A 26586-nucleotide genomic window follows, 5' to 3' on the forward strand; every position below is an offset into this window, starting at 1 on the left:
GGCCGCTGCGCCAACCGCCCGCCCTGCTTCAGATTTCCAGACAGAGCTTGCCGAAATGCTTGCCCGCGGCCTGATGCGCAAACGCGTCGGCGATTTCATCGAGCGGGAACGTGCGGTCGATCACCGGTTTGATGCCGGTCGCTTCGAGCGCGCGCACCATATCGCGCTGATGTTTGCGGCTGCCAACGATCAACCCCTGCAGCTTCTGCTGGCGCCGCATGAAATCGACGGTGGGCACCGGCCCGGCGACGCCGGTCAGCGTGCCGATCAGCGCGATATGGCCGCCGGTGCGGCACGCGCGAATCGAATGCTTCAGCGTGTCGGGACCGCCGACCTCGACGACCACATCGACGCCACGGCCATTGGTGAACTCGAGCACCTTCGCAGACCAGTCCTCATCGCGCCGGTAGTTGATCGTGTGATCCGCGCCGAGCGTGCGCAGGCGCTCCAGCTTCTCGTCCGACGACGACGTGCCGATCACCGTCGCGCCCATCCGCTTCGCAAACTGCAGCGCGAACACCGACACGCCGCCGGTGCCGAGCACTGCCACGGTATCGCCGGCCTTCAACTGCGCATCGACCACCAGCGCGCGCCACGCGGTGAGTCCGGCGGTAGTCAGCGTGGCGGCTTCCGCATGGCTATAACCACGCGGCGCAAGCGTGAACCAGTGAGCCGGCCGCACCACCCGCTCACGCGCATAGCCGTCTACACCATCGCCCGGCACGGTAGCGAAATCCGACAGTGTCGGGCCGCCGTCCAGCCAACTCGGAAAGAAAGTCGACACGACCGGATCGCCGACCGCGAACTCAGCGACGCCCTCGCCGATCGCCTCGACGACACCGGCGCCGTCCGACATCGGAATACGGCCGTCGGCACTCGGCAAGCGCCCGACCACCACGCCCAGATCGTGATAATTCAATGAACTCGCATGGATGCGCACGCGGATTTCGCCCGGCCCGGGCTCACCCGGATCGGCCAGTTCGACGCGTTGCAGTTGATCCAGCCCGGCAGGCTGGCGCAGGGTGATCGCTTTCATCGGAACGGTTCCTCAATCATGTGGAAGAGCGCCGCGAACGTACGCGGCGACGCAGCGAACGAGCGATTCTCGGAGCATACGTCGTTTGCCGCAAGAAGGTATCCGGCGCGCATGGAAAAATAGCCGAGCCCGCGCAGCAAACTGAAGCCGCGACGTGCGTGTGGAAGATCTGCCGTCGCTGTTGCTGCCGCGCAAGGGACGCTACGGTCTTATCGACTACGAGAAAGCATTTACGGGCAATGCCGCCACGGATATCTTCGACGAGCGCGGCATCGACCGCGAACAGGGTGCGCTGGTCGTCGTCCGTCCGGATCAATACGTCGCGCATGTATTGCCGTTGCGCGCCTTTGCGGAGCTGAACGCATTCCTGCGGCCCATCTTCCGAACTCACCGATCCGCCATCGACCTTGCCCAGACATAATCAACGCAACACGCTGTTCCGCTTCACCGGCAGCCTGGTGCGCCGCGCGCAGCAGCGGCATCTCGCGGTGTGGCTCAGCGAAGTATCGGCCGAGATCACCAGCGTGCAGTACGCGGCGCTCGAGATCCTGCACGCGACGCCCGGGGTCAATCAGCGGCAACTCGGCGACGAGCTCGATGTGGACCGTTCCACGATTGCGGACCTGGTAGCACGCATGGTCCGCAATGGGTTGATCGAGCGCTCCGACGATCCGCTCGACAAACGCAGCTACGTGCTGTTCCTCACCGCGGCCGGCAAGCAGCAACTGGCGACGCTGCGCCCACGGGTCGAAGAAGTCGAGCGCATTCTCACGGTCGGCCTGAGCGCGCGGGAACGCACGGAGTTGCGGCGGTTGCTTTCAGTGCTGCTGACGCAGCCCACCGGCTGAACGATCCCGGCCTCACATTTCACTTTACTTACGGGCAATGGAACCTGCCGCGCGAGGCCGCGATAGACGCGCATCAGGCCGGGCAAACCGACCTCGCGAACCCAGCAACCGTCTGCTAGACTGATTCGACGCGCATATGTCTGTTCGCCCTGTTCGCCGCCCGGTTCGCCCTGCGCCGAATGCTTCACCCCACCCCGAAGCCGCACCCGCCGCGCACCTGCCAATCAGGCGGCACATCACGTTCTACTGCTCACAGCGAAACCCCGAAAACCCCGCGCAAGTGGATGGCGGGCGCGAGATAGTGTGGAGACGTCGTCATGCTTGAGTCTGCCGATTTTCAGGTCAGAAGGATCGCGCTGAATCACGGAAGCGGTCAGATGCCCGCGCTCGGATTCGGCACGCTGATTCCCGATGCCGCTACGACCATCAGCGCAACGCGCTCTGCGCTCGAGGCCGGATATCGGCATTTCGATTGCGCCGAACGATACCGCAACGAACGCGAGGTCGGCGAGGCGCTGCAGGCCGCGCTGGCCTCTGCAGAGGTTGCACGCGCAGACCTGTTCATCACGACCAAACTTTGGAACTCCAATCACCGGCCCGAACGCGTCAAACCGGCTTTCGACGCGAGCCTCGCGAGACTCGGGCTCGATTATCTGGATCTCTACCTGATCCACACGCCGTTTGCGTTTGCGCCGGGCGACGAGCAAGACCCGCGCGATGAAACCGGCAAGGTCATCTACGACGAAGGCGTGACGCTCTTCGACACGTGGAAAGCACTGGAAAGCCTCGTCGATAGTGGACGGTGCCGCGCCATCGGGCTCTCCGATATCGGCCTCGAAGCATTGCGGCCGCTGTACGACGCGGCCCGCATCAAGCCCGCGGCCGTACAGATCGAGGCGCATCCGTATCTTCCCGAAACGGAACTGCTGGAATTCTGCAACGAGAAAGGCATCGTATTTCTGGCCTTCGCGCCGTTGGGCCACGGCATCCGGCCCGGGCCGCTCGAAGACCCGGTGATCGCACAGATCGCCGCGCAAACCGGAAAAACCGCGGCGCAGGTCCTGCTTGCATGGGCAGTGCAACGCGGCGGCGCACTGTTGACCACGCCCAAAACAGCGGCGCGCGCAAAAGAAAACTTCGACGTCTCTGCGCTTCCCGCAGACGCGTTCGACGCGATCAATCGCATCGAGACCCGGCAGCGGTACAACGAAGTCGTCAAGACCGGCAGCCCGGGTTTCATTCCGCAAAACAGATGACAGCAGCAGGTGAACTGCGTCCGGAGACAAGCATGCAACAAGATGAAATTCGTGAAGCCTTGCACGCGCACTGGCAAGCGTCGGCCGCGGGCGACCTCGATGCGGAACACCAGATCTACGATGACGAGGCGGTCTGCGATTACCCGCAATCAGGCGAACGCATCCATGGCCGAAGCAATCTGCAGGCGTTGCGCGGCCATCATCCGGACAAGCCTTCGGGCTTCGACGTCCGGCGAATTCAGGGGAACGGGGACCTCTGGATCACCGAATACACGATCAGCTATAGCGGGCAGCCGTACTGTGTCGTGAGCATCATGGAGTTCTGCAACGACAAGGTGATTCACGAGACGCAGTATTTTTCGGAGCCGTTCAAGGCACCGGAATGGCGAAGCCAATGGGTCGAGCAGATCGCGTGAGCGAGTCGGTTCGTGAGCGAACGGGCGACGCCTCACCCGTCGTCGCCGATTCGCCGCCGCTGCCGCGTTAATCGTCAATCGCGGCGCGCAGAAACTTCTCCTGCCGCGCGACGTGCAGCGAGCGAAAGCCCGGTGCGGTCGAAGCGGTCGCCTCCGGTCCGACATAGCGCAGCACAGCTGGCGCCTTGACGATTTCCAGCAGCGGCTCCAGCACGAAGCTCCACGCGCCCTGGTTTTTCGATTCTTCCTGACACCACACGACGCTCTTCAGATTCGGATAGCGTGCCAGTTCCGCACTGATCTGCTTCGCCGGGAACGGATACAGCTGCTCGACACGCACCAGCGCGATATTGTCCTTGTTCGCCTGACGCCGACGCTCCAGCAGTTCGTAGTAGATCTTGCCCGAACACAAAATGACCCGCTCGACGCTCGACGCCGCTTCCTTCGAGCGCGATTCCGCAAGCATCTCGTTGAACCGGCCGGTGGCGAGATCGTCGAGGCTGCTGACGGCATCCGGATGACGCAGCAGCGACTTGGGCGTCATCACGATCAGCGGCACACGATCCTGCAGCACCGCTTGCATTCGCAGCAGGTGAAAGATCTGCGACGGCGTGGTGGGCTGACAGACTCGCATATTGTCCTGCGCACACAGCTGCAGATAGCGCTCGAGGCGCGCGGACGCGTGTTCCGGGCCTTCCCCTTCCTGACCGTGCGGAAGCAGCATCGTCACGCCGCTGCGTTGCCCCCACTTTGCCGCGCCTGCCGACAGAAAGTTGTCGATCACCACTTGCGCGCCATTCGCGAAATCGCCGAACTGCGCTTCCCACAGCACCAGCGCATTGTGCCGAACCACCGAGTAGCCGTATTCGAAGCCCAGCACCGCGGCTTCCGACAGCACCGAGTTGTTGACCGTGAACCGGCCCTGTCGATCCGCCACATGCTGCAGCGGCACGTACGTGCCTTCCGCGCGGATCGAACGCTTCTGATCGTGCAGCACCGCATGACGATGGCTGAACGTACCGCGTTCGCTGTCCTGCCCGGTCAGGCGCACATCGATGCCGGCAGACAGTAGCGATGCATACGCCAGATGCTCGGCCATACCCCAGTCAAGCGCGCGCTTGCCTTCGGCCATCTCATGGCGCGCGGACATCACCCTCGCTACCAGCGGATGCAGCGAGAACGGCTGTGGAACCGTCGTGACCTTGAGCGCCAGTCGTTGCACCCGATCCAGCGACGGCGGTGCATAAGCGATACGGCCGACGTTGCCGGCCAGCAGTTGCGGCCAGTTCGCCTCCTGGTTCTTCTGTCTGGGCGGCTTCTTCTGTTCGACCGATTGCGCAGCGTCGAGACGTTCACGATAGTCATGCACATACTGCTCGACGTTTTCCGCCGTCAGGATCTGCTGATCCACCAGCTTCCTCGCATAGAGCGTACGCACACCTGGGTGGCCCGCGATCGAGCGATACATCATCGGTTGCGTGATGGCGGGCGTGTCCTGTTCCTGGTGTCCATGGCGGCGAAAGCATACGAGGTCGATCACGACGCTCTTGCCGAACGTGGTCCGAAAATCGATTGCCAGACGCGTGGCGGCAATCACGGCCTCGGGGTCGTCGGCGTTGACGTGCAGCACCGGCGCTTCGATCATCTTCGCGATGTCGGTGCAATAGAACGACGAGCGTACGTCTCTCGGGTCCGACGTCGTGAAACCCAGCTGGTTATTCACGACCACGTGTACCGTACCGCCCGTTCCATAACCTCGTGTGTTCGAAAGGTTCATCGTCTCCATCACGATGCCCTGCCCCGAGATTGCCGAATCGCCGTGAATTTCCACCGGTAGCACGGCGCTCGCGCCTTGTCCCAGCACTTCGGCACGCGCACGCGCAATGCCTTGCACGACCGGATTGACGATTTCCAGGTGCGACGGGTTGAACGCGAGCGTCACTTCTGCCGGCCCGGTGGCCGTAGGCAGCAAGCCCGTAAAGCCCTTGTGATATTTGACGTCGCCCGCCGGCAACAGATTCGCGGTCTTCCCTTCGAACTCGTCGAATAACGCCGCCGGTGGCTTGCCGACGATATTGACGAGCACGTTCAGGCGTCCGCGATGGGCCATGCCGAGAATCGAGCTCTTGACGCCCATGGTCGCGCCGTAGGCAACCAGTTCGTCGAGCAGCACGATCAGCGACTCGCCGCCTTCGAGAGAAAAACGTTTCTGGCCGACGTAGCGCGCATGCAGGTACTTTTCCAGTCCTTCGGCTGCGGTAAGCCGTTCGAGGATGTGCAGCTTGTCGCCGTGGTCCAGCGTCGCCTTCGAACGCGAAGACTCGATCCGCATGGCCAGCCAGTTGCGCTGCTCCGGATCGGCCAGATGCATGAATTCAACGCCCAGCGTTGCGCAATAGGTTTCTTTCAGCGCCTGCACCAGTTCGCCGAGCGTCGCATCGCGGTCCATGAAATACGTGCCCGCCATGCTGAACTTCGTGTTCATGTCCGCCTGGGACAGATCGTAGTAGCTCGGGCTCAATTCCGGCACCGGTGCCGGCGCGCTCCAGCGCAGCGGATCCAGATGGGCGTTGCGGGTGCCGACCGCGCGATAGGCCGAGATCAACGCCTGCACGGCGACCTGCTTGCGGGCGAACTTCAGGACTTCGTTTTCCGACTGCCCTGCGGCTCGCGTTTCTTTGACCAGCTCGACAAAACGCGATACGACCGGGCCGTGCGCGATATCGCCGGTGTCCGAGCCATCGAGGGCCGGCATGCCTCGCAATGCATCGAAATAGCCGCGCCAGTCCTCCGACACCGTGGCCGGATCGTCAAGGTATGCCTCGTATTGCTCTTCGACGTAAGGAGCATTGCTTCCAAACAGGAAGGAGGTCTTCTGATTGCGCATCATCATGGTGATTCTGTCCTCGTGCAAAACCTCACGGCTTTTGCCGCCAGGTTCCTGTGCTTGTCAGGATCGGCACGCTTCTGAGCGCCGATGAGAACAGTTTAGGTTCGATGGATGGATGCGGAGGCGATGGCTGCGACGGTCTGGGGACATTTCCGGCGCGATTCTGGCCAACTGGCGACGCTTGCAATTAACGCGTCGAACCCGAAGAAGGCGAAGCGACCGCGACGATATGCGCCGGCTTGCACAGTTCCGGGCGGCCCGCTACCGGCGCTGAATCGGGTGAAGTTCGGCTAGCACACCGCGCGACCGTCTCTGACGGTCTTCGCGCGGCGCCGCTGTCAACTACTGGCAACGAACCCTTAGGTTCACAGATACTCGACGTTGCCGTCCACGCTGATAGCCTGCCCGGTGATGTTCTGCCCCGCCGGCGAAGCAAGAAACAACGCCATCGCGGCGATATCGTCGACGCTTACCATCCGGCGTAGCGAGATCTTGCGAAGGTATTCCTGCTTCATCGCTTCGAAGGTTACGCCGGTTGCTTCGGCGCGGGCCGCAATCACGCGCTCCATGCGCTCGCCCTGCACCACGCCGGGCAGAATCGCATTGACGCGGATATTGCTCGGTCCGAGCTCGACAGCCAGCGACTTCACCAGCCCGACGATGGCCCATTTGGTCGACGCGTACGGCGTGCGATACGCATAGCCGAGCCGCCCCGCCACCGAAGACATCGCAATGATGCCCGCGCAATCCGAGGTTTCCTTCAGGATCGGCACGGCCTTGCGCAGAAAATAGTATTGGCTGTTGAGGTTCGTCGAGATGGTGCGATCCCATTCATCCGGCGCGATTGCGTCAACGTCACCCGTGGGTCCGGCGATGCCTGCGTTGTTGATCAGGATATCGAGCCCGCCGAGCTTGGTGCAGGCATCGTCGATCACCGCGTCGACCTGCTGGCGATTGCCCACGTCGGCCAGACCCGTGTGGAGCTTCGGATTGCGCTCCCTGGCGCTCGCGATGGCTGACGAGTCGACGTCGCAGATATAAACGTTGGCGTCGGCCTGCAAGAACCCCTCGGCGATCGCGGCGCCGATGCCCGACGCTGCGCCCGAGACGAATACACGCAAGCCGGCTCGCGGCTTTAGCAGTTCAAAAGTATTCAAGTGTGTTCCCAACGGGTGAATTTGCGCTGATGTTCAGTTGAACGCCGCCGCACGTGCCGCAGCGGGTTGCTCTTCGGCCCGAATAGCTCTGGCGAGAAGCGGCACGAGACACAAGCCAATAACCGATGCCGCGACAATGACCTTGAAGCCCGCATCGCTGCGATGGCTCAACGTCTCCACCAGTCCGAAAAGATAAGGGCCGGCGAATCCGCCCAACAGTCCCACCGTATTGATAAATGCAAGGCCCGCAGCGGCCTGGATGCCTTGCAGCCGCTTCATCGCCACTGCCCAATACGACGGCAGGATGCCGCCCGCAAAGAATCCGGTCGTGCCCAGAAGCAGGATTTGAATTGTCTGGCTGCTGCTTGCAATGAACGCCAGGCCGCTCACCACCAGGCCCGCAGTCAGCACGCCAAGAAATGCGCAGTCGTTTGTCAGGCGGCGGTGAATGCGCGGCAGCGCGAGCACGCCGAACAGAAAGCCGAAGCCAACGCTGCTCGACAACAAGCCCACGAGCAGCGGCGAACTCACATGCATCTGCGACACGATCGCCGGCGTGAAGAAGTACAGCCCCACGAAAGCCACCTGATTCATGAAGTAAAGCAGACTGATCACGATGGTGGTCGGCCGCCTGATTGCCGCGAACCAGCCTGCCGGGAAGAGCCCGGCATGACCGTGGGTATCGATGACCGCATGCTTTTCAAGCGATTGCGCCTCAGGCGTCGTCAGCCATTTGACGGAAGTCGGCCGGTCCGGAAGCTTGAAATAAAGCACGATGCCCGCGACGATGGTCGGCACGCCTTCGAGCAGAAACATCCATTGCCAGCCACGCAGGCCGCCGGTGCCACCCAGTTGCATCAGCGCCGCACCGAGCGGGTTGCCGACGATCAACGCGATCGACGGCGCGGTGTAAATCCAGCCGACCGCAACCGCGCGGTCTTTCGGCGCAAACCACAGCGTCACCATGTACATCAGCGCAGGGAACAACCCGGCTTCGGCGATGCCCAGCAGCACGCGCAGCACGTAGAACGACCACTCCCCTTGCACAAACATCATCGCCGTCGACAACGCGCCCCACGTCACCGCAATACGCGCGATCCATTTGCGCGGACCGACGCGGTGTGCGGCCAGATTGCTCGGCACCTCGAGGAGCGCGTAGCCGATGAAGAAAATGCCTGCGCCAAGGCCGTAAGCTGCGGCACTGATACCCAGATCTGCGGCAAGCGCGGCCTTGGCAAGCGCGACGTTCGTGCGGTCGATAAACGACAGGAAATAGATCGCGCACATCAGCGGGAGCAGCCTGATCATCGCCTTGCGAGTCGCCAGGCGATGGGTTATGCCCATGCCTTCGTCAACGGTAGCGGCATTCATCATGTCTCCAGTTATTGGTCTGCTATTTTTTGGGCAAGGCAAATTGCAGCTCGCAGCGGCAGTTCACAGCGAAACGTTATCGCGCCCCTTCAGCCCAAGCATCGCGCGAGCCTCAGCCGGCGTCGCAATCTCGAACGACAGCTCTTCGAGAATGCGGCGAATCTTGCGCACCTGCTCGGCGTTGGTTTTGGCTTTCACGCCTCTGGAAAGATAGACGCTATCCTCCAGCCCGACGCGCACATTGCCGCCCATGATCGCGCCCATCGTCACCAGCGACATCTGATGTCGCCCCGCACCGAGCACCGAGAACTGATAGTGCTCGCGGCCGAACAAACGGTCGGCGGTCGAGCGCATCACATTGAGGTTCTCCGGGTCCGGGCCGATCCCGCCCAGAATGCCGAGCACCGACTGGATGAAAAACGGCGGCTTGATCAGGCCGATGTCGATGAAATGGGCAAGGTTATACAGGTGCCCAACGTCGTAACACTCGAACTCGAAGCGCGTGCCGTAATCATTGAACTCGGTCAGGATGTTCCTGATGTCGCGGAAGGTGTTGCGAAAGATCATGTCCTCCATGCCTTCGACATAATCCTTCTCCCAGTCGAATCGCCACGACGGCATCCGCGCCGCGACCGGATGCAACGAGAAGTTCATCGAGCCCATGTTGAGCGAACACATCTCGGGCTTCGCGATGCGCGCATACGCGAGCCGCTCGTCGAGCGTCATCCGCGTGCTGCCGCCGGTCGAGATATTGATCACCGCATCGGTGTGGGCCGCAATCTCTGGAACGAATTGCCTGAAAACGTCGGGAGAAGGCGTCGGCCGGCCATCGTCGGGATTGCGCGCATGCAGATGCAAAATGGCTGCACCCGCCTGGGCTGCTTCGAGCGCCTGAGTCCTGATGTCCGCGGGCGTGAGCGGCAAGTACTCCGACATCGAAGGAACGTGCGCCGACCCTGTCACCGCGCACGTAATGATGACCTTGCGATTCATGCTGTCTCCAGAATATTGACGGGCCATGCCATCGCAACAGGCCCGTCTGTTGTTGTACCGATGATAGTGAGATACGATTTGCTTCGTAAGGTCAATTTCGGACAGAGTGATGTCCCCGCAGGACATCCGTGAGGAGGCAGGGTGTCTTCGAAATTTCCGCTGCTCAACGAGCGCATCCATGCGCCGTACAAAATCGCGGCACTGGTCGAGGTCCTCGCGGAACAAGGCATTGCCGCCGAAGACAGCCTGAAAGGAAGCGGCGTCGCGCCGGGCGAGATCTACGATGCTGCGGTGCTGACATCGGTGCGCCAATACGCTGCTGTCTGCAAGAACGCGGTGAAGCTTTCATCGGACCCGGCCACGCCTTTCAGAACTGGCTCCCGTCTTCATCTCGCTGCGTACGGGATGTACGGGTATGCGCTGATGTCTTGCCTGTCGCTGCGCGACTACTTCCGGCTCGGCGTGAAATACCATGGCCTCGCCACGCCGACGCTGACCATCGAGTGGACCGAGTATCCGGACAGCGCCGTCTGGACCTTTCCCGACGCATTCGCATCGAACCTGCCGCACGACGTGCAACAGTTTTTACTTGAACAGCAATACACGCAGCACGTCACCCATTTGCAAGACGTCGCAGGCAGAAGCTGCCCTCCGGTCAAGGCGCGTTTTGCGTATCCGGCGCCACGTCACGCAGCCACGTATGCGGAGTATCTCGGCTGCCCCTGTGAGTTCGACGCGCCGCAGTGCGAGCTGATCTATGACAGCGCGATACTCGGGTTCAAACCGCAGCTCGCGCACCGGCATTCGGCTGCGCTGCTTCAGGAAACCTGCGACCGGCTCATCGGGCAAGCCAAAACCTCATTCGGCGCATCCGGCGAGGTGTATCAGGAGTTGATGCGCAAACCCGGCGAGTTTCCGGATATGGAAGCCGTAGCCGCTGCGCTGAAGATGACCAGCCGCACGCTACGTCGGCGGCTCGAGGCGGAAGGCACTTCGTTTCTCGCCATCGTCGACGATGTGCGCTGCTCGCTGGCGACTGAATACCTGAAAACAACCAGGATGAGCACGGAAGACGTCGCGATGCTGGTTGGCTTTAGCGATACCGCGAATTTCCGCAGGGCGCTGAAGCGTTGGACCGGAAAAGGCCCCGCGGAAATTCGCCAGCAGTAAGTCACACGAGCGGAATGTAGATATCCGTCTGCCACTGGTCCTGCGGCGTTTCGGGAAACACGCTCAGATAGTGAAAGAACAACGGATGATCGCGCAGCTCTTCTCCGCTTGCGGGAAGCCAATCGCGAAAGATCGGGTAGATCGTCTCGCCGATATGGTCGGTCGAGCCGCTATGCCGAACCACCGCGCATCGGCCTGGCGGAATAGCAAGTTCGCGCACGCCGTAGTCGTTCGCTGCAACCGCTTGATCGATTTCACCGCAGATGTCGAAGCGGAACGCATCGGCCGGCGTCGTATCCGGATTGTTGCGCGGAATACCAAACGTCCGGCTCGATACCACCGGCGATTGCCCGCTTTGCTTGCGCCACTCGACGAACTTGCGCACGCTCTCGTTGACGAGTCCCGGCGCGCCACAGTGTTCGAGCGCGGCGACGCGCGTTTGTGCGAAATCCACGATTCGTACTTGCATGGTCAGTTTCCTTGAAAGATAGGGAACAACGAAGCTCGCACTCCAGACCAGCCAGCTCGGCCGCTGCCGAAACGCGCTCGGCGTCATGCCGAACGCGCGCTTGAACGCGCGGCTGAACGCTTCCGGGCTATCGAAGCCGGCGTCGAGCGCGACATCGAGCACCGCGCAGGACTCGCGTGAAGCAAGACAGCGTGCTGCCTGACGCAAGCGCAGCAGCTGCACGTAGCGCGCAACCGGCATGCCGACATAGGCCGCAAACTGCCGGTGAAAATGGAACTTCGAGAAGTTCGCAATGCCGCTCAGCGTGTCGACCGATAGATCACCGTCGAGATGGGTATCGATATAGGCGAGTATCGCTTCGAAACGCTTCGTGTAAGCGCGGGTCGGGTCGATGTCGATCTGCATGGGCTGCGTGTCTGGGTTGTGCGATGGATGTATGGTCGCCGATTGGCGATGCGGCGCGCCTAGCCGGGCTTGCTCAAGTGTCACCCCGCAATTTAGATCGCTTGACACACGCTATACCGATTCGTAGATTGCCACTCGAACCTTGAGCGTAGCGAATCGGAGGATGAATGGGGCGGTCACACGTATTACATGCCGGGCCGGAAACGGTCCACTGGGGCTACTTCGACGCTGCGCTCAAGCCAGCGCTCACCGTCGATTCCGGCGACAGCGTGCGTATCGAATCAGTGAACGGCCAGCCGCGCGATCTGATCGGCGTGCCGTTTGACGTGCTGCCCGAACATCGGCTTATTCACGAAGCATGCACAGCGAAGCTCGGGCCGCATATCGTCACGGGCCCGGTCGCCATCGACGGCGCACAGCCAGGCGATCTGCTGGAAGTACGCATACGCGAAATCGAATTGCGCCAGGACTGGGGCTGGAACGTGATACGGCCACTACGCGGCACACTCCCCGACGATTTTCCCCTCACCCGTTTGACGCACGCGCCGATCGATCGCGAACGGCGCACAACCACCTTGCCGTTCGGCGTCACCTTGCCGCTGCGCCCGTTCTTCGGCGTGATGGGTGTCGCGCCGCCGTCCGGTTACGGTGCGATCAGTTCGACCGAGCCGCGCGAGCACGGCGGCAACATCGACAACAAGGAGCTGTGCGCAGGCACCACCTTGTTCCTTCCCGTGCACGCGAGCGGTGCACTTTTCTCGGCCGGCGATGGACACGCTGTGCAAGGCGATGGCGAGGTCAACCTCACTGCGCTCGAAACTTCACTGGCGGGCGTGTTCGAATTTCACGTGCACAAGGCGGTGCATGCGCCGATGCCGATCGGCTTGACCGCCACGCACGTCATTACGATGGGCTTCGATGAAGACCTCGATACAGCGGCACGACAGGCGCTGCGCGAAATGATCGCGCTGCTGGCCGAGATCACCGGATGGGCACGCGAGGATGCGTATATGTTCTGCAGCATGGCGTGCGACCTGCACGTCACCCAGATGGTCAACGGCGAAAAAGGCATCCACGCAATGGTCGATCGCGCTCGCCTCATTTCGGTGCTCAAAGGCTCGCATCCTTTAACGATTGCGTTAAAGCAAGCGAGCTGATCGCTCCGCAAGCTTGTCAGCCGTGACTAACACGCGCAACAACACAAAATCATTTTTGAAATTCGCACGAGCCCATCCAGAATAGGCCTCGCAATCCGGCGGCCCATCATCTGGAGGACAAGGTGTCTTGCGCATCAAACAAGTCGGTTCCGTCACGCGGCGCGAAATATAGCCGCCGCCATATGCTGAAGCTCGGTGGCGCACTCGCCGGTACGCTGGCGATGCCGGCTCTTTCACATGCTGCGGGTCCGAAGATACGGGTGGGCTATCTGCCGCTGTCGGCAGGTCTGCCGCTCTTCGCGGCCGTAGAGAAAGGCTATTTCAAGGAAGCCGGCCTGGACGTTGAGGTCGTGCGTTTCGGCTCCGCGCAGCAAATCATGGAAGCCATGTTGGCCGGCCGGCTGGAAGGCTGCGCCAACGGCACCGGCACCGCCACGCTGGGTATAGGCAACATCGCGGAAAGCGGCGTATTTCGGCTGTTCTGTACCAACCCCAGCAACAAGGACCACGTGCTGGAAGAAATTCTGGTGGGCAAGGCGAGCCCATACAAGACGCTTGCCGATCTGAAAGGCAAGAAGATCGCGTGCGGCCCCGGCATCCAGAACGTGACGCTGTGCAAAGGGATCCTCGAAGGCGGCGGCGTGCCCGGTGTGAAGCCCGTCGAACTGCCGTACGAACAACACGTCGCAGCCGTCGCCGCGGGTCAGGTCGATGCGTGCTACACGCTGGAACCGATGGGCACGCTCGGCCGCCTGAACGGCACGACGCGTGTGCTGGAACCCGCTGTGGTGTCGCATTACGTGCTCGGCGATCCCGCAGCGCCCTGGCATGGCGGCGCGGCCGCGCTGACCGCGTCCTTCGTCAAGGCGAACCCGCAGGCCGCGAAGCAATACATCGCAGCGTATCTGCGCGGCGTGGATCGGGTGCGCCATTCGCTGGACTCGACGATCGGCTACCTGACCGGCTATACGCCGATTACCGCAGACCTCGCGAAGCAGGTGCCGATGGCAGCCTACGCGTCTTACACCGAATTGACCGCCGACGATCTGCGCTACTACCAGAAGTTCTACGATTTCTTCGCACAGAAAGGGGTGTTCTCGGAAAAGGTCGACGCGGCATCGATGCTGTACAAGGCATAGCGAATGGACAAGCCCGCCGTTTCCGACTCGCCAGCCCACACCTGGGCGCCGCCGGCTTCACGCGACGCCGCGCCGCCCCGCGCGCCGCTGGGCGACCGCCTGCTGCCCTTCGTAGGCCCTGTGATCCTGTTCATCGTGTGGGGTGCGGTCGTGCGTATGGGGCTGATCAAGCCCATCCTGCTGCCCGGTCCGATCGACACGCTAGGCGCGTTGGTGCATGGCCTAGCGGGCGGCCCGCTACTGAACGACTTCCTCGTCACGGTCGGCCGCACGCTGGAGGCGTTTGTGATCGCAGCGGTGATCGGCATGCCGCTCGGCATTGCGCTTGGCAGCAATCAGCGCGCGTATCGCAGCGTCGAGTTCCTGGTGGATTTTTTCCGCTCTACGCCGGCGTCCGCGCTGATTCCGCTGTTCCTGCTGATCTTCGGTGTGTCCGATATCAACAAGGTTGCGATTGCGGCGTTCGGCGCACTGCTGATCGTCGTGTTCAACAGTGCATATGGCGTCATCAATGCGCGCAAGCAACGCGTGATGGCCGCAAGAGTGATGGGCGCATCGCGCTGGCGCATCTTCAGGGACGTGCTGATCTGGGAAAGCCTTCAACCCAGCTTTGTCGGCCTGCGCTCCGCGGTGTCGATGTCGCTGGTCATCGTGATCGTGGCCGAGATGTTCATCGGCTCCGAAGATGGCCTGGGGCACGCGATTCTCGATGCACAGCAGGTTCTGAATGTGAAAACCATGTATGCGGCGATTCTCGCGGCGGGTGCGCTGGGCTATGCGCTCAACGTGCTGTTTCTGTTGCTGGAGCGGCGCGTGGTTCATTGGAGCGGACGATAGATGAACACGGTAGCGAACCCGCCGCGTTTTGCCGATATACCGCCCGCGCGGTTCAAGCCGGGACCGGCAGGCACCCACATCACGATTCGCGGCCTGACCAAATACTTCGCCGGATGGCCGCTGTACGAAGACTTCGACCTCGATATCCCGAAGAGCCGTATCGTATCGATCTTCGGCCCGAACGGCTGCGGCAAGAGCACGCTGATCAACATGATCGCGGGCCTTGTGCCGATCGATCGCGGCGAGATCCTGTTCGACGGCAAATCGCTGAAAGACACGCGCATCGGCTACGTGTTCCAGAACTATCGCGAGGCGCTGTTCCCGTGGATGCGCACACTCGACAACATCGCGTACCCATTGCTGCTGGAAGGCAAAAGCAAAGCCGAAGTCGATCGCCGCATGGAAGAGCTGGTCGCATCGTTCGACGTCAAATTCGACCTGAAGCGCTACCCGTACGAACTATCCGGCGGCCAGCAGCAAACGGCCTCCATCATGCGCGCGCTGGCGCCGCGCCCAGAAGTGCTATTCCTCGACGAGCCCTTCTCGGCACTCGACTTCGAGATGACGCTGTTCATCCGCGAAAAACTGCAGGAAGTTTTCATGCAGACCGGGACGACGATGCTGCTGGTTTCGCACGATCTTGAAGAGGCGGTGTATCTCGCCGATCAGGTGCTGCTGCTGACCAAGCGCCCCACCCGTGTCGCCGAAACCATCGAGTACGGCGAAGCACGACCACGCACGGTCGAAACGCTGTCGCAGCCGAGCTTTATCGACACCAGGAAGCGCAGCCTGGAAATCTTCCAGCGCGAAGTGCGCCGATGAGCGACGGCGAGTGCACAGGCAAGCCGCATTGAAACAACCGATAACCGCGCATGCAAGTATTGTCATGTAAGCATGCTATTGTCTTGCGCGCCTTCGGGATGCAATCTTTGCGCTCTACCTGCTGCCACGCTCATGCCCATCACCGTTAGTTTTCCCGCAGAAATCCGCGACTGGATTGCCCACAATCTGACGCGCGGTGTCGCTCCGCAATTGCTGGTGCGCGAACTGGTCGATCGAAACAACGCCACCGAACTGGCTACGGCAATGGTCGACGCGGTCACTTCGGCCTTTATGTACGGCACGTCGCTGCCCGGCGAAACACTTGAAGTGGGCGGCGCTCCGGTCACCTATGTACCGGAACCGTTGCGCGTGCCGGACGGCGCACAGATCACGATCGGCGAGCGCAAGCTACGCGTACTGGCCCGCATGCAACGGCCTGCCGCGGTGCATCTCGCCGGTTTTCTCAGCGCGAACGAATGCGAGCAGCTGATCGCACTGGCGCGGCCGCGCCTCGATCACTCGACCGTCGTCGATCCGGTCACCGGCCGCAACGTCGTGGCGGGCCACCGCAGCAGCCATGGCATGTTTTTTCGTCTGGGAGAAACGCCGCTGATCGCGCGCGTGGAAGCGCGCATCGCCGAACTCACCGCGTTACCGGTGGAAAACGGCGAAGGCCTGCAACTGCTGCATTACGAAGCAGGCGCGGAATCGACACCGCATGTCGACTATCTGGTTGCGAACAACCCGTCGAACCGCGAATCGGTGGCGCGCAGCGGCCAACGCGTCGGCACGCTGCTGATGTATCTGAACGATGTGGAACGTGGCGGCGAGACCGTGTTCCCGCAACTCGGCTGGTCGGTGGTGCCGCAACGCGGCGACGCGCTTTACTTCGAATACGGCAACCGCTTCGGGCTGTGCGATCCGAGCTCGCTGCATGCGAGCACGCCGTTGCGCTCGGGCGAGAAGTGGGTCGCCACCAAATGGATCCGTACGCATCGTTTCGTGCCGCGCGATCAGGCCTAACCAGCAACAACCGGACGCGGAACAAACCGGCACCGCGCGGAGCGCAGCAAGCGCCCGCCCCGCACTGCCGCTGTGTTAGCGCTGGAATACCTCGTCGGCAACCCAGCCATCTGCCGTCAGGTACACCCCTTCACGCAACTGCATCGTGCCGGCGCCCTCGACCACGCGCTTGATCATCGGGAACACGCGCTGTGCATCGGCATTTTTGGCCCACGGTGCCGGATCGATCTTGTACGTGTAGATGACCGACGTGGCCAGCTTGCCTTCCACTTGCGACGGCCGCTCCCAACCCACCACCTTGTCGAGCGTCAGCGTGGCCGCGCAGAAATCGCCCGGGTGCGTCACCTTGGTGGTGGCCGTCTGAACCACTTCGGGAATGTTCAGGTAGTACTTCTTGCCTTCTTCCGTCAGCTGGTACTGGCGGGCTTCGGCGGTGATCTTCTTGCCCGCGTCGTCGGTGCGCCCGACAACCATGTTCTTGCCCGACACGAGGCCGAGCTTCTCAAGTACCGGCATCTGCACCGCGTCGCGCGTGCCCGCAGCCATATCGTCCGCCGTCACATAGATCGGCCAGTCGTATTTGGCGAGGCACAGGTGGCCGCGTTTGGCGAGAAAGTCGTTGATGGTGGCCGTGAAATTCTCGCGGCTAACGTCCTGGCTCTTGTCATGGCAGCCAGCAGCAAACAGTGTCAGGGAGATCAAGGCAGCCGCGCCGCAAGCGAGGCGGACGGCAGTGGTACGTCGCGTCATGGTGTGTTGCTCAGGTTAATGGCTAAAGCGCAGATAAATCGCAGCGCGCAGCTCGCCGTTACGGCGGGCCGCGCGCAGAACATCGTTAGTTCACGCAGGCACCGCTGGTGGGCGGCGTGGCCGGAGCCTGGTAGCCGTCGGTCAGCGTGTTCATGAAGCAGATCAGATCGGAAATATTCTGCTGCGTCATCTGCGGCGCCGAATGGATCGCACGCGGCTTCGCACCGTCAGCCGCGGTGGTGCCGCCAGCGTCGGTCTGCCCCTGCCCCATCGGCAATTCTTCGTCGACATTGCCCTGGAACTGCGCCGGCAAGTCGTTAAACGACTGGGCCGTCGCACCCGATGCAGCCGTCGGATACAGCGCGTATTCCGGGTTCTGTACGACATGGGTGGGGTCGCCACCGGTGCTCGGATACCAGTATTCCGGGTTCGTATCGCGGGTGTTGTAGAAATTCAGCACCTGCGTGAGCGAGTGGAATACGCCATTGTGGAAAAACGCGCTACGGGTGGCCACATTGCGCAGCGTCGGCACCTTGAAGCGGCCGCAGTACGGATCAGGTACGTTGACACCGGTAATCGCATCCGGGCCGCCGCCGCTGTTGGCCGTACCCGGCGGGTGGATCGTGGCGAGCGGACCGCACAGGCCCATATCGACGAACGACGTGTCGGCGTTGGCCGGAATCGGATTCGGGTTGCCGGGGATCTGCGTGTCGTTGCGCGGCACGCCGAGCGACTGATACGTGAAGTCGGTCATCAGCCCGATCGAGCCGTTGAAGTTCGCGCCCGCATAGTGGCAAGCCACGCAGCCGGCGCCGGCATCCGTGTCGTTGAACAGCTGCAGGCCGCGCATTTCCGCCGGCGTCAGCGCGCCGCCAATCTTGTTGCCCGCAAACAGGTCGAACTTGCTCGAGTACGGCGCAAAGCTCGGGTCTTCAACCTGATAGGCCTGCAACGCAGTGCCGACGGCATTGAAGGTCGCGTTCGCGTCGGAGAATACGCTTGCGCCGAAGGCCTGCTGGAACAGCGCCGCGTACGACGCCGTTTGCACGGTCTGCACCACGGCGGCTGGCGACGCGTTGTTCATCTCAATCGGATTGAGCAGCGGCAGTGCCGGCTGCGTGGCGAGCGTGGTTGCGCGGCCGTCCCACATGAAGCCGCCGCCGGGCGCATTCTGCGTGATGCCGTCCGGATTGTCGGCGACGTCGTTGTACGGCGGCGTCATCGATTTATAGCGCAGCGAAGGCACCGCGCGCTGTCCAGCCTGCGACGGATCGGAGCCGAGCTGCACCGACAGACTGTTCGGCGGTCCGTACGCGAACTGCGGGTTGTGGCAGGTCGCGCAGGCCATGTTCTTGCCGCCCGACAGATTCTTGTCGAAGAAGAGTTGCTGTCCGACTTGCGCCGCGAGGCTCAGCTTGACCGCCGCGGGAGGCGGGAGTCCGCCGTTCGGGCTGCCGCTCGTCGTCTGGCTCGCGCCGCTGCTGCCGCCGCCGCCGCAGGCGGTCAACAGCAGGGATAGCGCGCAGAGTCCGCTAAATAGAAGTTTTCGCATGACAAGGTCTTTGATTGCCTGGGTCTGGTACTACGCAGTCCCGGTGAAACCGAGGGCCACCTGGCGATGGGAGCGACGATACGCAAACTGCCGGACCGCAAAACAGCGCGGTCCGGCAGCGAGATCACAAGCTTGCAATTGCGGGAGGCCACCACGCGCCTCCCGCGTACCGCGTGCTTACTTGGAGAGTGCCCAGATGTTGACCGCGCTCGCGTCCGGACCCGGAGCACGCGAAGCCAGCGAGGTACCCGTCACGTCGACCGGGTTCAGCTTCTGCGTGTAGGTTGCCGGCGTGATGTACGCGTGGTTCATCGGACGTACGCCGTCGAAGTGCGTATCCGCGCTGCCTGCGAGTTCCGGCAGGTTCAGGATGTTCGTCGCGATGAACGATTCCGTGTACTTTGCGCGAGCAAGGTACGTGGCCGGCTGCACCGGGTCGGCGACCTGGAACATGTCCTGCAGCGTACGCACCAGCGAGAAGTGGCTGTACTCGTCGCTGTCGACGATGTTCGGGTTCAGCTGGTTCGTCGCCACACCGAAGATCGAGTTGCCGTGACCGTGGTTGCCGCCGTTGTAGAAGGCGGTCGGCGTCGGCGCGAGCGCGCCGTTGGTCAACGTCAGCGGTGCCTGGTTGACGTTGGACGTCACCGGGTTCCAGCCGCAGCACGAGGTGGAGCTGCCTTCGCCTTCGTCGAACATCACGACGATGGCCACCTTGCGTTGCTTGTTCAGCCACAGCGGCGAAGCCTGGATCTTCGTGACCACCTGGCGAACATAGTCGTCGCCACGCTGCACGATCGGCGAGCTACCGCCCGCGCACGACGGATCCGAACCCGTGCCGTGCATGTCGTCGCACTGGTCAGGCATGATGAAGTTCACGTTGCCCACGTCGCCCGATGCGAGGTCGGTGCTGAACTGGTCCGGGTTGTAGCCGGTCGGGATCGGGTAGACGGTGGTCTTCGCCCAGTCGGCGGCGGTGTATTGCGTGCCGAAGATCGTGCGGTTGTCTGCCATGAACTCCGGCAGCTTACGCGTTTGCTGGTACGCCATGCCCGGATGGTGCTTGGTCTTGTACAGCGCGTTCGGCACGACGGAGGCCACGCCGGTGCCGCCCGGGCCCTGGTACGTATCCGTGATCGCCGGGTCGGCGATACTGTCGACGCGCGGGTCCTGGCCCGGGTTCATCGATTCGCTGTAGGTACGCCACGTCATGCCCGCTTGCGACAGCAGGTTGAAGATCGACGGTGCCTGGATGTTGTGGTTGGCCAACGTGCCGGCCGTCAGACACGACGCGCCCGTCACGCCCGACAGCGTGTTGCCGTTGCCCAGCGGCGGAACAGCGGGAGTAGCGACCAGCGGCTGCCCGTCGGAAGCCTTGCCGCCCGCGAATGCTGCATCCGTCGGCGCGTTGACGCCGGTGCCGGCTGCGCAACCCCACCAGTTGTCGTCGGTGATACCCCAGTCGTCGCCGCCGCCAAGTGCCGTGTAGTTCGGCTCGCTCGGGTTGCCGGTCGAGTAGTAGGTCGTGAACTGTGCGTTGGCGCTGAGGAACTGGTTGATAAACGGAGCCTGAGTGGCACCCAGAATACCCGGCAAGGTGCCGATCGGCGCCACGCTATGGTTTTCCAGCATGATGACGAACACGTTGTCATAACGCGGCACGCCTTCGACGTTGAACGCGGCTTGCTGTGCTTGTGCGAACGTGATCGGCTTCTGCTGCGCGGCCGGTTGAACGGCGGTAGCGGTGCTCACGCCTGCCTGACCGACCAGCGCCGGATCCCCACCCAGCACGGCGAGGTTGTCCGGGTACAGATCGGCACGGTCGAGCTTGGTCGTTGCGTACGTGTAGCGGTTCGCGAGCTGGTTGTCTTCGAACAGCACGGCTTGCTGCACAGCACCCGTCAGCTTGTTCGCATCGCTCAGCACGTTCGCGGCCGTCACGGCCACGGTCGCCGTGCCCAGCTGCGGTGCGCTCATGCGCGTCACGAGGTTGGTCTTCTCGGTCGCGTACGCGGTGCCATTCGCTTCAACCAGGCGTTGCACTTCGCTCGACATCGGGCTGATCACAACGGCCGACGAGCCTTGCTCCGTGATCTGGGCAGCCGAGGCGCGCAGGATCATGTGGCTCGGGACAGCTGCGCCGGTGGCCGTGTTGGTGGCCTTGGTGCTGATGTCGGCGATCAGTTGGCCGCTACCTGCTGCCTGCAGCGAGAAATGGCCGTTGGCATCGGTCGTCGTTTTGACTTCCGAAGCATCGCACACGCCATTGCCGTTTGCGTCGAGGCACACCGTTGCGCCGGTGAAGTAGCCGGCCTTGAGGGTCGGGTTACCGCTCGTGCTGCCCGGCGTGACGCCTGACGAGGCAACGACGCCCGCGAACGTGGTCGGCGTAGCATTGGCCGAAGTCGACGGGTTGTTGTTGTCGCTGCCGCCGCACGCTGCCAGCGTGCAGGCAGCAGCGATCGACGTTAGAAGAAGCGTGGTGCGATTAGGTGATATGACCGACATTATGGGAGCCCCTGCTGGTTTGTGATTACTACTCTTTTGCTGTCGCGAGACAGATCGCTTACCTGGCGGGGCGGATTATCAAGTCGTTACATTAATGTTTCGTGAAAGCAAGCTTGATTAGAGTTTCCTTACGTTTTAATTTCATTATTCTTCTATTTTCATTTTTTGCGCTGCCATTTATCGCAAAAAAGAATGGCCGTTAGCCATTTACTGGTATTTCGGGCAAGTTGCCGAACCAATAGATTACAGATCGCCAACACAATCGTCGCGCAAGCCTTAATTACGATTAACTTTCAATTTCAGGAGATTCACATGTCACGCATCGTCCAGTTCTCCCGTGCCGGCGGCCCTGAAGTGCTCGAATACGTCGACGTACCGGTTCGTGCGCCTGCTGCAAATGAAGTCCGGATCAACGTGAAGGCAATCGGCATCAACCGCGCCGAAGCGATGTGGCGCGCCGACCTGTATATCGAACCGGTGCAGTTTCCGGCGGGTCTTGGCTATGAGGCGGCAGGCATCGTCGAGGCGGTCGGCGCGGATGTGTCCGGCATTGCGACCGGAGATGCAGTCAGCGTGATTCCTTCGTTCTCGATGAACCAATACTTTACGTATGGCGAAATAATCACGGTTCCGGCTTATGCGGTCGTCAAGCATCCGCAATCGCTTTCGTTTACGGACGCGGCATCGGTATGGATGATGTTCATGACGGCGTACGGCGCGCTGATCGAAGATGCCAAAATAGGTAATGGCGATTTTGTCGTGATTCCCGCTGCGTCCAGTAGCGTCGGCCTCGCGGCAATCCAGCTCGCCAATTATGCCGGCGCGACCCCGATCGCATTGACGCGCACGTCGGCCAAGCGTGACGCGCTGCTCGCGGCCGGCGCCGCGCATGTGATCGCAACCGACGAAGCGGACATGGCAGCGGAAATCATGCGCATCACCGGCGGCAAGGGCGCGCGCGTCGCGTTCGATCCGGTCGGCGGTCCGACCTTTCCGAAGCTGATTTCCGCACTGTCGTTCCAGGGCACGGTCTACCTGTACGGTGCGCTCGCCAAAGGCGAAACACCTATCCCCGTGCTCGAGATGCTCGCCAAAATGCAAACCATCAAGGCGCACAACATCTGGCTGACAAGCGGCGATGAAACGCGCCGCAAGGCGGGCGTGGAATTCATCGTCAAGGGCCTCGCGAGCGGCGCGCTGAAGCCGGTTATCGATCGCGTCTTCAAGTTCGACGAAATGGCCGACGTGCATCGATATCTCGAGAACAATGGTCAGTTCGGCAAGATCGTCGTCACGGTCTAGCATTCATCCGGATCTGGAATAGCCGTCATCCCGGTTGATGCCTATCTGAAGCGAGTGGCACGCTCTAAAGTGGTCTCAACGCATCGCGCAAGTCCGAGACCAAGCGGGCTGGAAAGCGATTGCCACTTCTATCGCGAAGGCATCCGAATTTATCCCTTCCACACCAACAGCCCCCACAGCACCCACCCCACCGCAACCACTATCGCCAGCGAGCCGCCACCCAATAACACGGCGACGATCACCTCGCGTGACGGACTTGCCTGATGCCCCGCGCCTGCAATAGGCGTGGCCCGGCTGGTGCCCCACAACGCAGCCAGTAGCAAACTGGAAAAGATCGCGTACAGGCCCAGCACCGCCAGAACCTGCGTTGTCCGCTGCGCTCCCTCCGGCAGCGCGAGGTGCGGCCACATCAGCCCGAATGCCCATAGCGTCATGCCGCTTTGCAGGCCCGTGACGTGCGCCGTCACGCCCATGCGGGAATTCGGCAAGACTGGCAACGCGAATCCGATCAACAGTCCGAACAGGAAAAGCACCGTGCCATAGATCAAAAACTGCTGGGGGATCGGGTTCATCGCTTTTCTCGCTACTAGAACATGAAGTCGTCGTTGCTGTCGGGAATGGCATTCAGCAGATCGCGCAACCGCCTGCGTCTCGCCTCGATGCGCGACAGGATCCAACGCAACATGCTCACGCGAGCGCGGCCAGTCGGCCGATCCAACGCTTGACGGGACATCGCGGCACGCAGCTTTAAACACGCACACATTGCATCCTCCGTAATTCTGCGCGAGGCTGCGGGACGCATGGTTTGCGAGTGACATCTTCATAGATCATGCAGCGGGTCCTTCCAGTGACGACAAACGCGGTTGAACAATAACGTCTCGCGCATCCTCGCCCGAAGCACCCGTCATAGCCAGAAACAGTGCGGGGTATGTCGAAGGGACTGTACTGTCTTTGCGCAGGGTACGGTCGCGCACTGTGCCGCGTTTAACCGTACCGGTTGAATCATCCGTACAGTACCTTCGCACCGCCGATGGGTGTCGCTGGCACGGACCGATGACGTTTGAAATGAAGAGCGTTGCCCACTACAAGTGTCTTTTCCAGCTCACATTTTCAAAGGACGCGAATGACCGACGTCATCCGGGTAACGCGCAATCAAGGGGTAGCGTTCGTCACCCTGCAACGCCCTGAACGAAACAATGCCCTCAACCGCGCGCTGATCGATGCCCTTCACGGTGCGTTTGTGACGCTCGCTGCCGATAGGTCGATCGCAAGTGTCGTGCTATGCGGCGAAGGAAAAAGCCTCTGTGCCGGCGCTGACATCGCATGGATGCGAGAAGGCGCTTCGTATAGCCTCAAGGACAATGTCGAAGACCTGATGCATCTGGGGCACATGCTCCGAGCCCTGGACGAGATGCCTCAAACAACCATTGCGCGCGTCAACGGCCCAATATACGGCGGCGGCGTGGGGCTGGTAGCCGCTTGCGACATCGCGCTCGGCTCCGCAACCGCAACGTTCTGCCTGTCCGAAGTGAAGCTCGGCATCGTGCCGGGCATGATCAGCCCGTTCGTTCAACGAGCGGTTGGAGAGCGCATGGCGCGACGCTATTTTCAGAGCGCCGAGATCTTCGACGCTCAGGAGGCGCGGCGGCTCGGCCTTCTGCACGAAGTGATCGCCCCCGAACATCTCGACAGCGCGATCGACCGGATGTTGATGCAACTGACATCGGCCGCTCCGCAGGCACGGCGCCTCGCGAAACAGGCAATCACCGAGACCGCGGGCAAGCCAATCGATGAAGCACTGCTGTCGGACATTGCAACGATGATCGCCGACCTCCGCGCCCGTCCCGAGGCACACGAAGGACTTTCGGCATTTCTGGAAAAGCGCAAACCGTATTGGGCGCTCAGCTACACCAACGGTTTTTCTGCAAAATAAGCTGCGACCGTGGCCTGGCAGTCTCGCTGGCATTGGATCGCAGCCGCTGGCATTTGCCGGTACGGACGAATAAAATTGCTGAGCACTGTACGGGTTCAGCAAGAGGTACGGATGCCTGAAAGCAACAAGCCGCCTACCCGCATCGAAATAGCGATGTCGGTAATCCGGTCGCGCATCGAGAAATCGCCGGGCGTCAAACTTCCCTCTATTCGCCGCCTCGCCGAGCAACAGGGGTTTTCCAAATCGACGGTGGTCGAAGCCTATGACCGTCTGGTGGCCGAAGGCGAAGTCGAAGTGAAGCCGGGTTCGGGTTTTTTCGCGTCTGCACGCGTACGCCCGCTCAAACTGGCAGAACCCGGGTTGCAAGCCGATCGCGCGATCGATCCGCTGTGGATTACGCGGCATTCGCTGACCGTACTCGAACCTTCGTTAAAACCGGGCTGTGGATGGCTGCCGGACGACTGGCTCCCCGGTGACCTGATGCGACGCATTCTTCGCGCGATAGCGCGCGGGCAGACGGCGAATGTCACCGGTTATGGCACACCACAAGGCTTTCTGCCGCTGCGCGACCAGTTAGCCCGGCGTTTGAACGAACGCGCGGTTGCGGCCGAGCCGCACTCCATTCTGCTGACCGATTCGGCAACGCGCGCAATCGACCTTGTCTGCCGCTTTTTCGTGCAGGCTGGCGATACCGTGCTGGTCGACGACCCATGCTACTTCAATTTTCACTCGATGATGCAGGCCCAAAGAGTGAAGGCAGTGGGCATACCGTACACGCCGAACGGCCCCGATCTCGAATCCTTCGCAAAAGCTTGCGTCGAACATCGCCCGAAGCTGTATCTGACGACAGCCGTCTTGCACAATCCCACTGGCGTGAACGTCAGCGTTGCCACCGCGCATCGGCTGCTCAAGCTGGCGGAGGCACACGACCTCATTCTGGTTGAGGACAGCGTGTACGCCGATCTTGAGGAAAACCCATCCCCCGGCTTGGCCGCACTCGATGGTCTGGAGCGCGTGGTGCTGATAGGCAGCTTTTCAAAGACGCTATCTGGTGCATTAAGAAGTGGCTTTATCGCCGCGAGAAACGACTTTATCGAGGGGCTCACAGACCTGGCACTTGCAACAGGCTTTGGTGTGAGCGACCTGCCCGCGCAGATCACGCACCGGCTGCTGGTGGACGGCAGCTATCGCCATCATGTCGAGGGCTTGCGTCCACGCCTTGCGCGGCTGATGGGCACCACGATCGAACAGTTGCAGAAACTAGGCTGCTCGCCGTGGGTGCGCCCGGAAGCGGGCATGTTCGTATGGGTTGAACTACCGGCAGGACTCGACTCGTCGGACATCGCCCGGCGCGCGCTCGAGCATCGGCTGGTTCTGGCGCCGGGGAATGTGTTTAGCGTGTCGCGCAATGCAAGCCGCTATCTGCGCTTTAACGTCTCGCAGTGCGGCGACAAGCGGGTTTTCGACATTCTTTCGAAAGTGATGAAAGCGCGTAGCGCAACAGGTTCCGTACATCGCACTTCGTGAAGGCAGATGTACGGCAGTTACGCCC

22 protein-coding genes and 1 pseudogene are annotated in these 26586 nt (G+C 61.8%); 13 read left to right on the top strand and 10 right to left on the bottom strand.

The genetic code is table 11. From position 1 onward, the window contains the following. Window positions 1–28: 28 nt before the first annotated feature. Window positions 29–1036 carry a zinc-dependent alcohol dehydrogenase family protein gene (locus ACYVNQ_RS36880; protein ID WP_460910587.1) on the bottom strand — a complete coding sequence of 336 codons (1008 nt, stop codon included), beginning with the start codon at window positions 1034–1036 and terminating at the stop codon, window positions 29–31. A 148-nt stretch (window positions 1037–1184) separates the two neighbouring features. On the opposite strand from ACYVNQ_RS36880, the pseudogene ACYVNQ_RS36885 reads away from it, so the two are divergent. The 4 genes and pseudogenes from ACYVNQ_RS36885 to ACYVNQ_RS36900 all read left to right on the top strand — a co-directional run. Further along, window positions 1185–1457, top strand: a pseudogene (locus ACYVNQ_RS36885) (3-hydroxybenzoate 4-monooxygenase); the annotation flags it as partial. Then, the gene (locus ACYVNQ_RS36890) at window positions 1444–1884 is read left to right on the top strand and encodes a MarR family winged helix-turn-helix transcriptional regulator (RefSeq protein WP_460910589.1); all 441 of its coding nucleotides are present in this window, start codon (window positions 1444–1446) and stop codon (window positions 1882–1884) included. The pseudogene ACYVNQ_RS36885 and the gene ACYVNQ_RS36890, both read left to right, overlap by 14 nt. 317 nt (window positions 1885–2201) lie before the next feature. Continuing rightward, on the top strand, window positions 2202–3140 hold the full coding sequence (locus ACYVNQ_RS36895) for an aldo/keto reductase (RefSeq protein ID WP_460910592.1): 939 nt from the start codon (window positions 2202–2204) through the stop codon (window positions 3138–3140). 32 nt (window positions 3141–3172) lie between these two features. After that, window positions 3173–3556: a nuclear transport factor 2 family protein gene (locus tag ACYVNQ_RS36900; protein ID WP_460910594.1), complete on the top strand. Its 384-nt coding sequence runs from the start codon at window positions 3173–3175 to the stop codon at window positions 3554–3556. A gap of 67 nt (window positions 3557–3623) precedes the next feature. Here the strand turns inward: ACYVNQ_RS36900 and ACYVNQ_RS36905 are convergent, their stop codons facing one another. The 4 genes from ACYVNQ_RS36905 to ACYVNQ_RS36920 all read right to left on the bottom strand — a co-directional run bounded on the left by ACYVNQ_RS36905 (window position 3624) and on the right by ACYVNQ_RS36920 (window position 9967). Next, on the bottom strand, window positions 3624–6449 hold the full coding sequence (locus tag ACYVNQ_RS36905) for a 2-oxoglutarate dehydrogenase E1 component (protein ID WP_460910597.1): 2826 nt from the start codon (window positions 6447–6449) through the stop codon (window positions 3624–3626). Window positions 6450–6811: 362 nt separating this feature from the next. Continuing rightward, window positions 6812–7603, bottom strand: a complete 792-nt coding sequence (locus tag ACYVNQ_RS36910; protein WP_460910599.1) for an SDR family oxidoreductase — start codon at window positions 7601–7603, stop codon at window positions 6812–6814. Between the two features lie 33 nt (window positions 7604–7636). Further along, window positions 7637–8974: an MFS transporter gene (locus ACYVNQ_RS36915; protein WP_460910601.1), complete on the bottom strand. Its 1338-nt coding sequence runs from the start codon at window positions 8972–8974 to the stop codon at window positions 7637–7639. A gap of 63 nt (window positions 8975–9037) precedes the next feature. Continuing rightward, window positions 9038–9967: a beta-keto acid cleavage family enzyme gene (locus ACYVNQ_RS36920; protein WP_460910604.1), complete on the bottom strand. Its 930-nt coding sequence runs from the start codon at window positions 9965–9967 to the stop codon at window positions 9038–9040. Window positions 9968–10108: 141 nt separating this feature from the next. Between ACYVNQ_RS36920 and ACYVNQ_RS36925 the strand changes: the two genes are divergently transcribed. Further along, the gene (locus tag ACYVNQ_RS36925; protein WP_460910607.1) at window positions 10109–11137 is read left to right on the top strand and encodes an AraC family transcriptional regulator; all 1029 of its coding nucleotides are present in this window, start codon (window positions 10109–10111) and stop codon (window positions 11135–11137) included. Window position 11138: 1 nt separating this feature from the next. On the opposite strand, the gene ACYVNQ_RS36930 is transcribed toward ACYVNQ_RS36925, so the two are convergent. After that, a complete protein-coding gene (locus ACYVNQ_RS36930; RefSeq protein ID WP_460910609.1) occupies window positions 11139–12011 on the bottom strand; it encodes an AraC family transcriptional regulator in 873 nt (290 codons plus the stop codon). Window positions 12012–12178: 167 nt separating this feature from the next. On the opposite strand from ACYVNQ_RS36930, the gene ACYVNQ_RS36935 reads away from it, so the two are divergent. The 5 genes from ACYVNQ_RS36935 to ACYVNQ_RS36955 all read left to right on the top strand — a co-directional run bounded on the left by ACYVNQ_RS36935 (window position 12179) and on the right by ACYVNQ_RS36955 (window position 16989). Then, window positions 12179–13168, top strand: a complete 990-nt coding sequence (locus ACYVNQ_RS36935) for an acetamidase/formamidase family protein (protein WP_460910612.1) — start codon at window positions 12179–12181, stop codon at window positions 13166–13168. A gap of 182 nt (window positions 13169–13350) precedes the next feature. Beyond that, window positions 13351–14307: an ABC transporter substrate-binding protein gene (locus ACYVNQ_RS36940; protein ID WP_460910614.1), complete on the top strand. Its 957-nt coding sequence runs from the start codon at window positions 13351–13353 to the stop codon at window positions 14305–14307. A gap of 3 nt (window positions 14308–14310) precedes the next feature. Continuing rightward, on the top strand, window positions 14311–15144 hold the full coding sequence (locus ACYVNQ_RS36945) for an ABC transporter permease (RefSeq protein WP_460910617.1): 834 nt from the start codon (window positions 14311–14313) through the stop codon (window positions 15142–15144). After that, complete coding sequence (locus ACYVNQ_RS36950) at window positions 15145–15966, top strand: ABC transporter ATP-binding protein (RefSeq protein ID WP_460910619.1); 822 nt, start codon at window positions 15145–15147, stop codon at window positions 15964–15966. A 132-nt stretch (window positions 15967–16098) separates the two neighbouring features. Beyond that, entirely contained in the window at window positions 16099–16989 is an 891-nt protein-coding gene (locus ACYVNQ_RS36955; RefSeq protein WP_460910621.1) for a 2OG-Fe(II) oxygenase, read from the top strand. A 75-nt stretch (window positions 16990–17064) separates the two neighbouring features. On the opposite strand, the gene ACYVNQ_RS36960 is transcribed toward ACYVNQ_RS36955, so the two are convergent. The 3 genes from ACYVNQ_RS36960 to ACYVNQ_RS36970 form a co-directional block, all read right to left on the bottom strand. Beyond that, window positions 17065–17739: a hypothetical protein gene (locus tag ACYVNQ_RS36960; RefSeq protein ID WP_460910623.1), complete on the bottom strand. Its 675-nt coding sequence runs from the start codon at window positions 17737–17739 to the stop codon at window positions 17065–17067. An 85-nt stretch (window positions 17740–17824) separates the two neighbouring features. Then, window positions 17825–19291, bottom strand: a complete 1467-nt coding sequence (locus tag ACYVNQ_RS36965) for a cytochrome-c peroxidase (RefSeq protein WP_460910625.1) — start codon at window positions 19289–19291, stop codon at window positions 17825–17827. A 177-nt stretch (window positions 19292–19468) separates the two neighbouring features. Further along, window positions 19469–21799, bottom strand: a complete 2331-nt coding sequence (locus tag ACYVNQ_RS36970) for an alkaline phosphatase family protein (protein WP_460910627.1) — start codon at window positions 21797–21799, stop codon at window positions 19469–19471. Between the two features lie 312 nt (window positions 21800–22111). Here ACYVNQ_RS36970 and ACYVNQ_RS36975 point away from each other — a divergent pair, with 312 nt between their 5' ends. Continuing rightward, window positions 22112–23101 carry a zinc-dependent alcohol dehydrogenase family protein gene (locus ACYVNQ_RS36975; RefSeq protein ID WP_460910629.1) on the top strand — a complete coding sequence of 330 codons (990 nt, stop codon included), beginning with the start codon at window positions 22112–22114 and terminating at the stop codon, window positions 23099–23101. Between the two features lie 149 nt (window positions 23102–23250). Here ACYVNQ_RS36975 and ACYVNQ_RS36980 read toward each other — a convergent pair whose 3' ends face one another. After that, the gene (locus ACYVNQ_RS36980) at window positions 23251–23673 is read right to left on the bottom strand and encodes a hypothetical protein (protein ID WP_460910631.1); all 423 of its coding nucleotides are present in this window, start codon (window positions 23671–23673) and stop codon (window positions 23251–23253) included. A gap of 551 nt (window positions 23674–24224) precedes the next feature. On the opposite strand from ACYVNQ_RS36980, the gene ACYVNQ_RS36985 reads away from it, so the two are divergent. Both ACYVNQ_RS36985 and ACYVNQ_RS36990 read left to right on the top strand, forming a co-directional pair. Next, complete coding sequence (locus ACYVNQ_RS36985; RefSeq protein WP_460910633.1) at window positions 24225–25034, top strand: enoyl-CoA hydratase-related protein; 810 nt, start codon at window positions 24225–24227, stop codon at window positions 25032–25034. 111 nt (window positions 25035–25145) lie between these two features. Continuing rightward, window positions 25146–26561 carry an aminotransferase-like domain-containing protein gene (locus ACYVNQ_RS36990; protein ID WP_460910635.1) on the top strand — a complete coding sequence of 472 codons (1416 nt, stop codon included), beginning with the start codon at window positions 25146–25148 and terminating at the stop codon, window positions 26559–26561. Window positions 26562–26586: the final 25 nt, after the last annotated feature.

This window comes from Paraburkholderia jirisanensis (assembly GCF_054782355.1).

Excerpts from the sequence above, each read along its gene's own strand:
- ACYVNQ_RS36880 (WP_460910587.1), bottom strand. The coding sequence starts at position 1,036 with ATGAAAGCGATCACCCTGCGCCAGCCTGCCGGGCTGGATCAACTGCAA.
- ACYVNQ_RS36895 (WP_460910592.1), top strand. The coding sequence starts at position 2,202 with ATGCTTGAGTCTGCCGATTTTCAGGTCAGAAGGATCGCGCTGAATCAC.
- ACYVNQ_RS36900 (WP_460910594.1), top strand. The coding sequence starts at position 3,173 with ATGCAACAAGATGAAATTCGTGAAGCCTTGCACGCGCACTGGCAAGCG.
- ACYVNQ_RS36905 (WP_460910597.1), bottom strand. The coding sequence starts at position 6,449 with ATGATGATGCGCAATCAGAAGACCTCCTTCCTGTTTGGAAGCAATGCT.
- ACYVNQ_RS36915 (WP_460910601.1), bottom strand. The coding sequence starts at position 8,974 with ATGAATGCCGCTACCGTTGACGAAGGCATGGGCATAACCCATCGCCTG.
- ACYVNQ_RS36920 (WP_460910604.1), bottom strand. The coding sequence starts at position 9,967 with ATGAATCGCAAGGTCATCATTACGTGCGCGGTGACAGGGTCGGCGCAC.
- ACYVNQ_RS36930 (WP_460910609.1), bottom strand. The coding sequence starts at position 12,011 with ATGCAGATCGACATCGACCCGACCCGCGCTTACACGAAGCGTTTCGAA.
- ACYVNQ_RS36935 (WP_460910612.1), top strand. The coding sequence starts at position 12,179 with ATGGGGCGGTCACACGTATTACATGCCGGGCCGGAAACGGTCCACTGG.
- ACYVNQ_RS36940 (WP_460910614.1), top strand. The coding sequence starts at position 13,351 with ATGCTGAAGCTCGGTGGCGCACTCGCCGGTACGCTGGCGATGCCGGCT.
- ACYVNQ_RS36945 (WP_460910617.1), top strand. The coding sequence starts at position 14,311 with ATGGACAAGCCCGCCGTTTCCGACTCGCCAGCCCACACCTGGGCGCCG.
- ACYVNQ_RS36950 (WP_460910619.1), top strand. The coding sequence starts at position 15,145 with ATGAACACGGTAGCGAACCCGCCGCGTTTTGCCGATATACCGCCCGCG.
- ACYVNQ_RS36955 (WP_460910621.1), top strand. The coding sequence starts at position 16,099 with ATGCCCATCACCGTTAGTTTTCCCGCAGAAATCCGCGACTGGATTGCC.
- ACYVNQ_RS36960 (WP_460910623.1), bottom strand. The coding sequence starts at position 17,739 with ATGACGCGACGTACCACTGCCGTCCGCCTCGCTTGCGGCGCGGCTGCC.
- ACYVNQ_RS36965 (WP_460910625.1), bottom strand. The coding sequence starts at position 19,291 with ATGCGAAAACTTCTATTTAGCGGACTCTGCGCGCTATCCCTGCTGTTG.
- ACYVNQ_RS36970 (WP_460910627.1), bottom strand. The coding sequence starts at position 21,799 with ATGTCGGTCATATCACCTAATCGCACCACGCTTCTTCTAACGTCGATC.
- ACYVNQ_RS36975 (WP_460910629.1), top strand. The coding sequence starts at position 22,112 with ATGTCACGCATCGTCCAGTTCTCCCGTGCCGGCGGCCCTGAAGTGCTC.
- ACYVNQ_RS36980 (WP_460910631.1), bottom strand. The coding sequence starts at position 23,673 with ATGAACCCGATCCCCCAGCAGTTTTTGATCTATGGCACGGTGCTTTTC.
- ACYVNQ_RS36985 (WP_460910633.1), top strand. The coding sequence starts at position 24,225 with ATGACCGACGTCATCCGGGTAACGCGCAATCAAGGGGTAGCGTTCGTC.
- ACYVNQ_RS36990 (WP_460910635.1), top strand. The coding sequence starts at position 25,146 with ATGCCTGAAAGCAACAAGCCGCCTACCCGCATCGAAATAGCGATGTCG.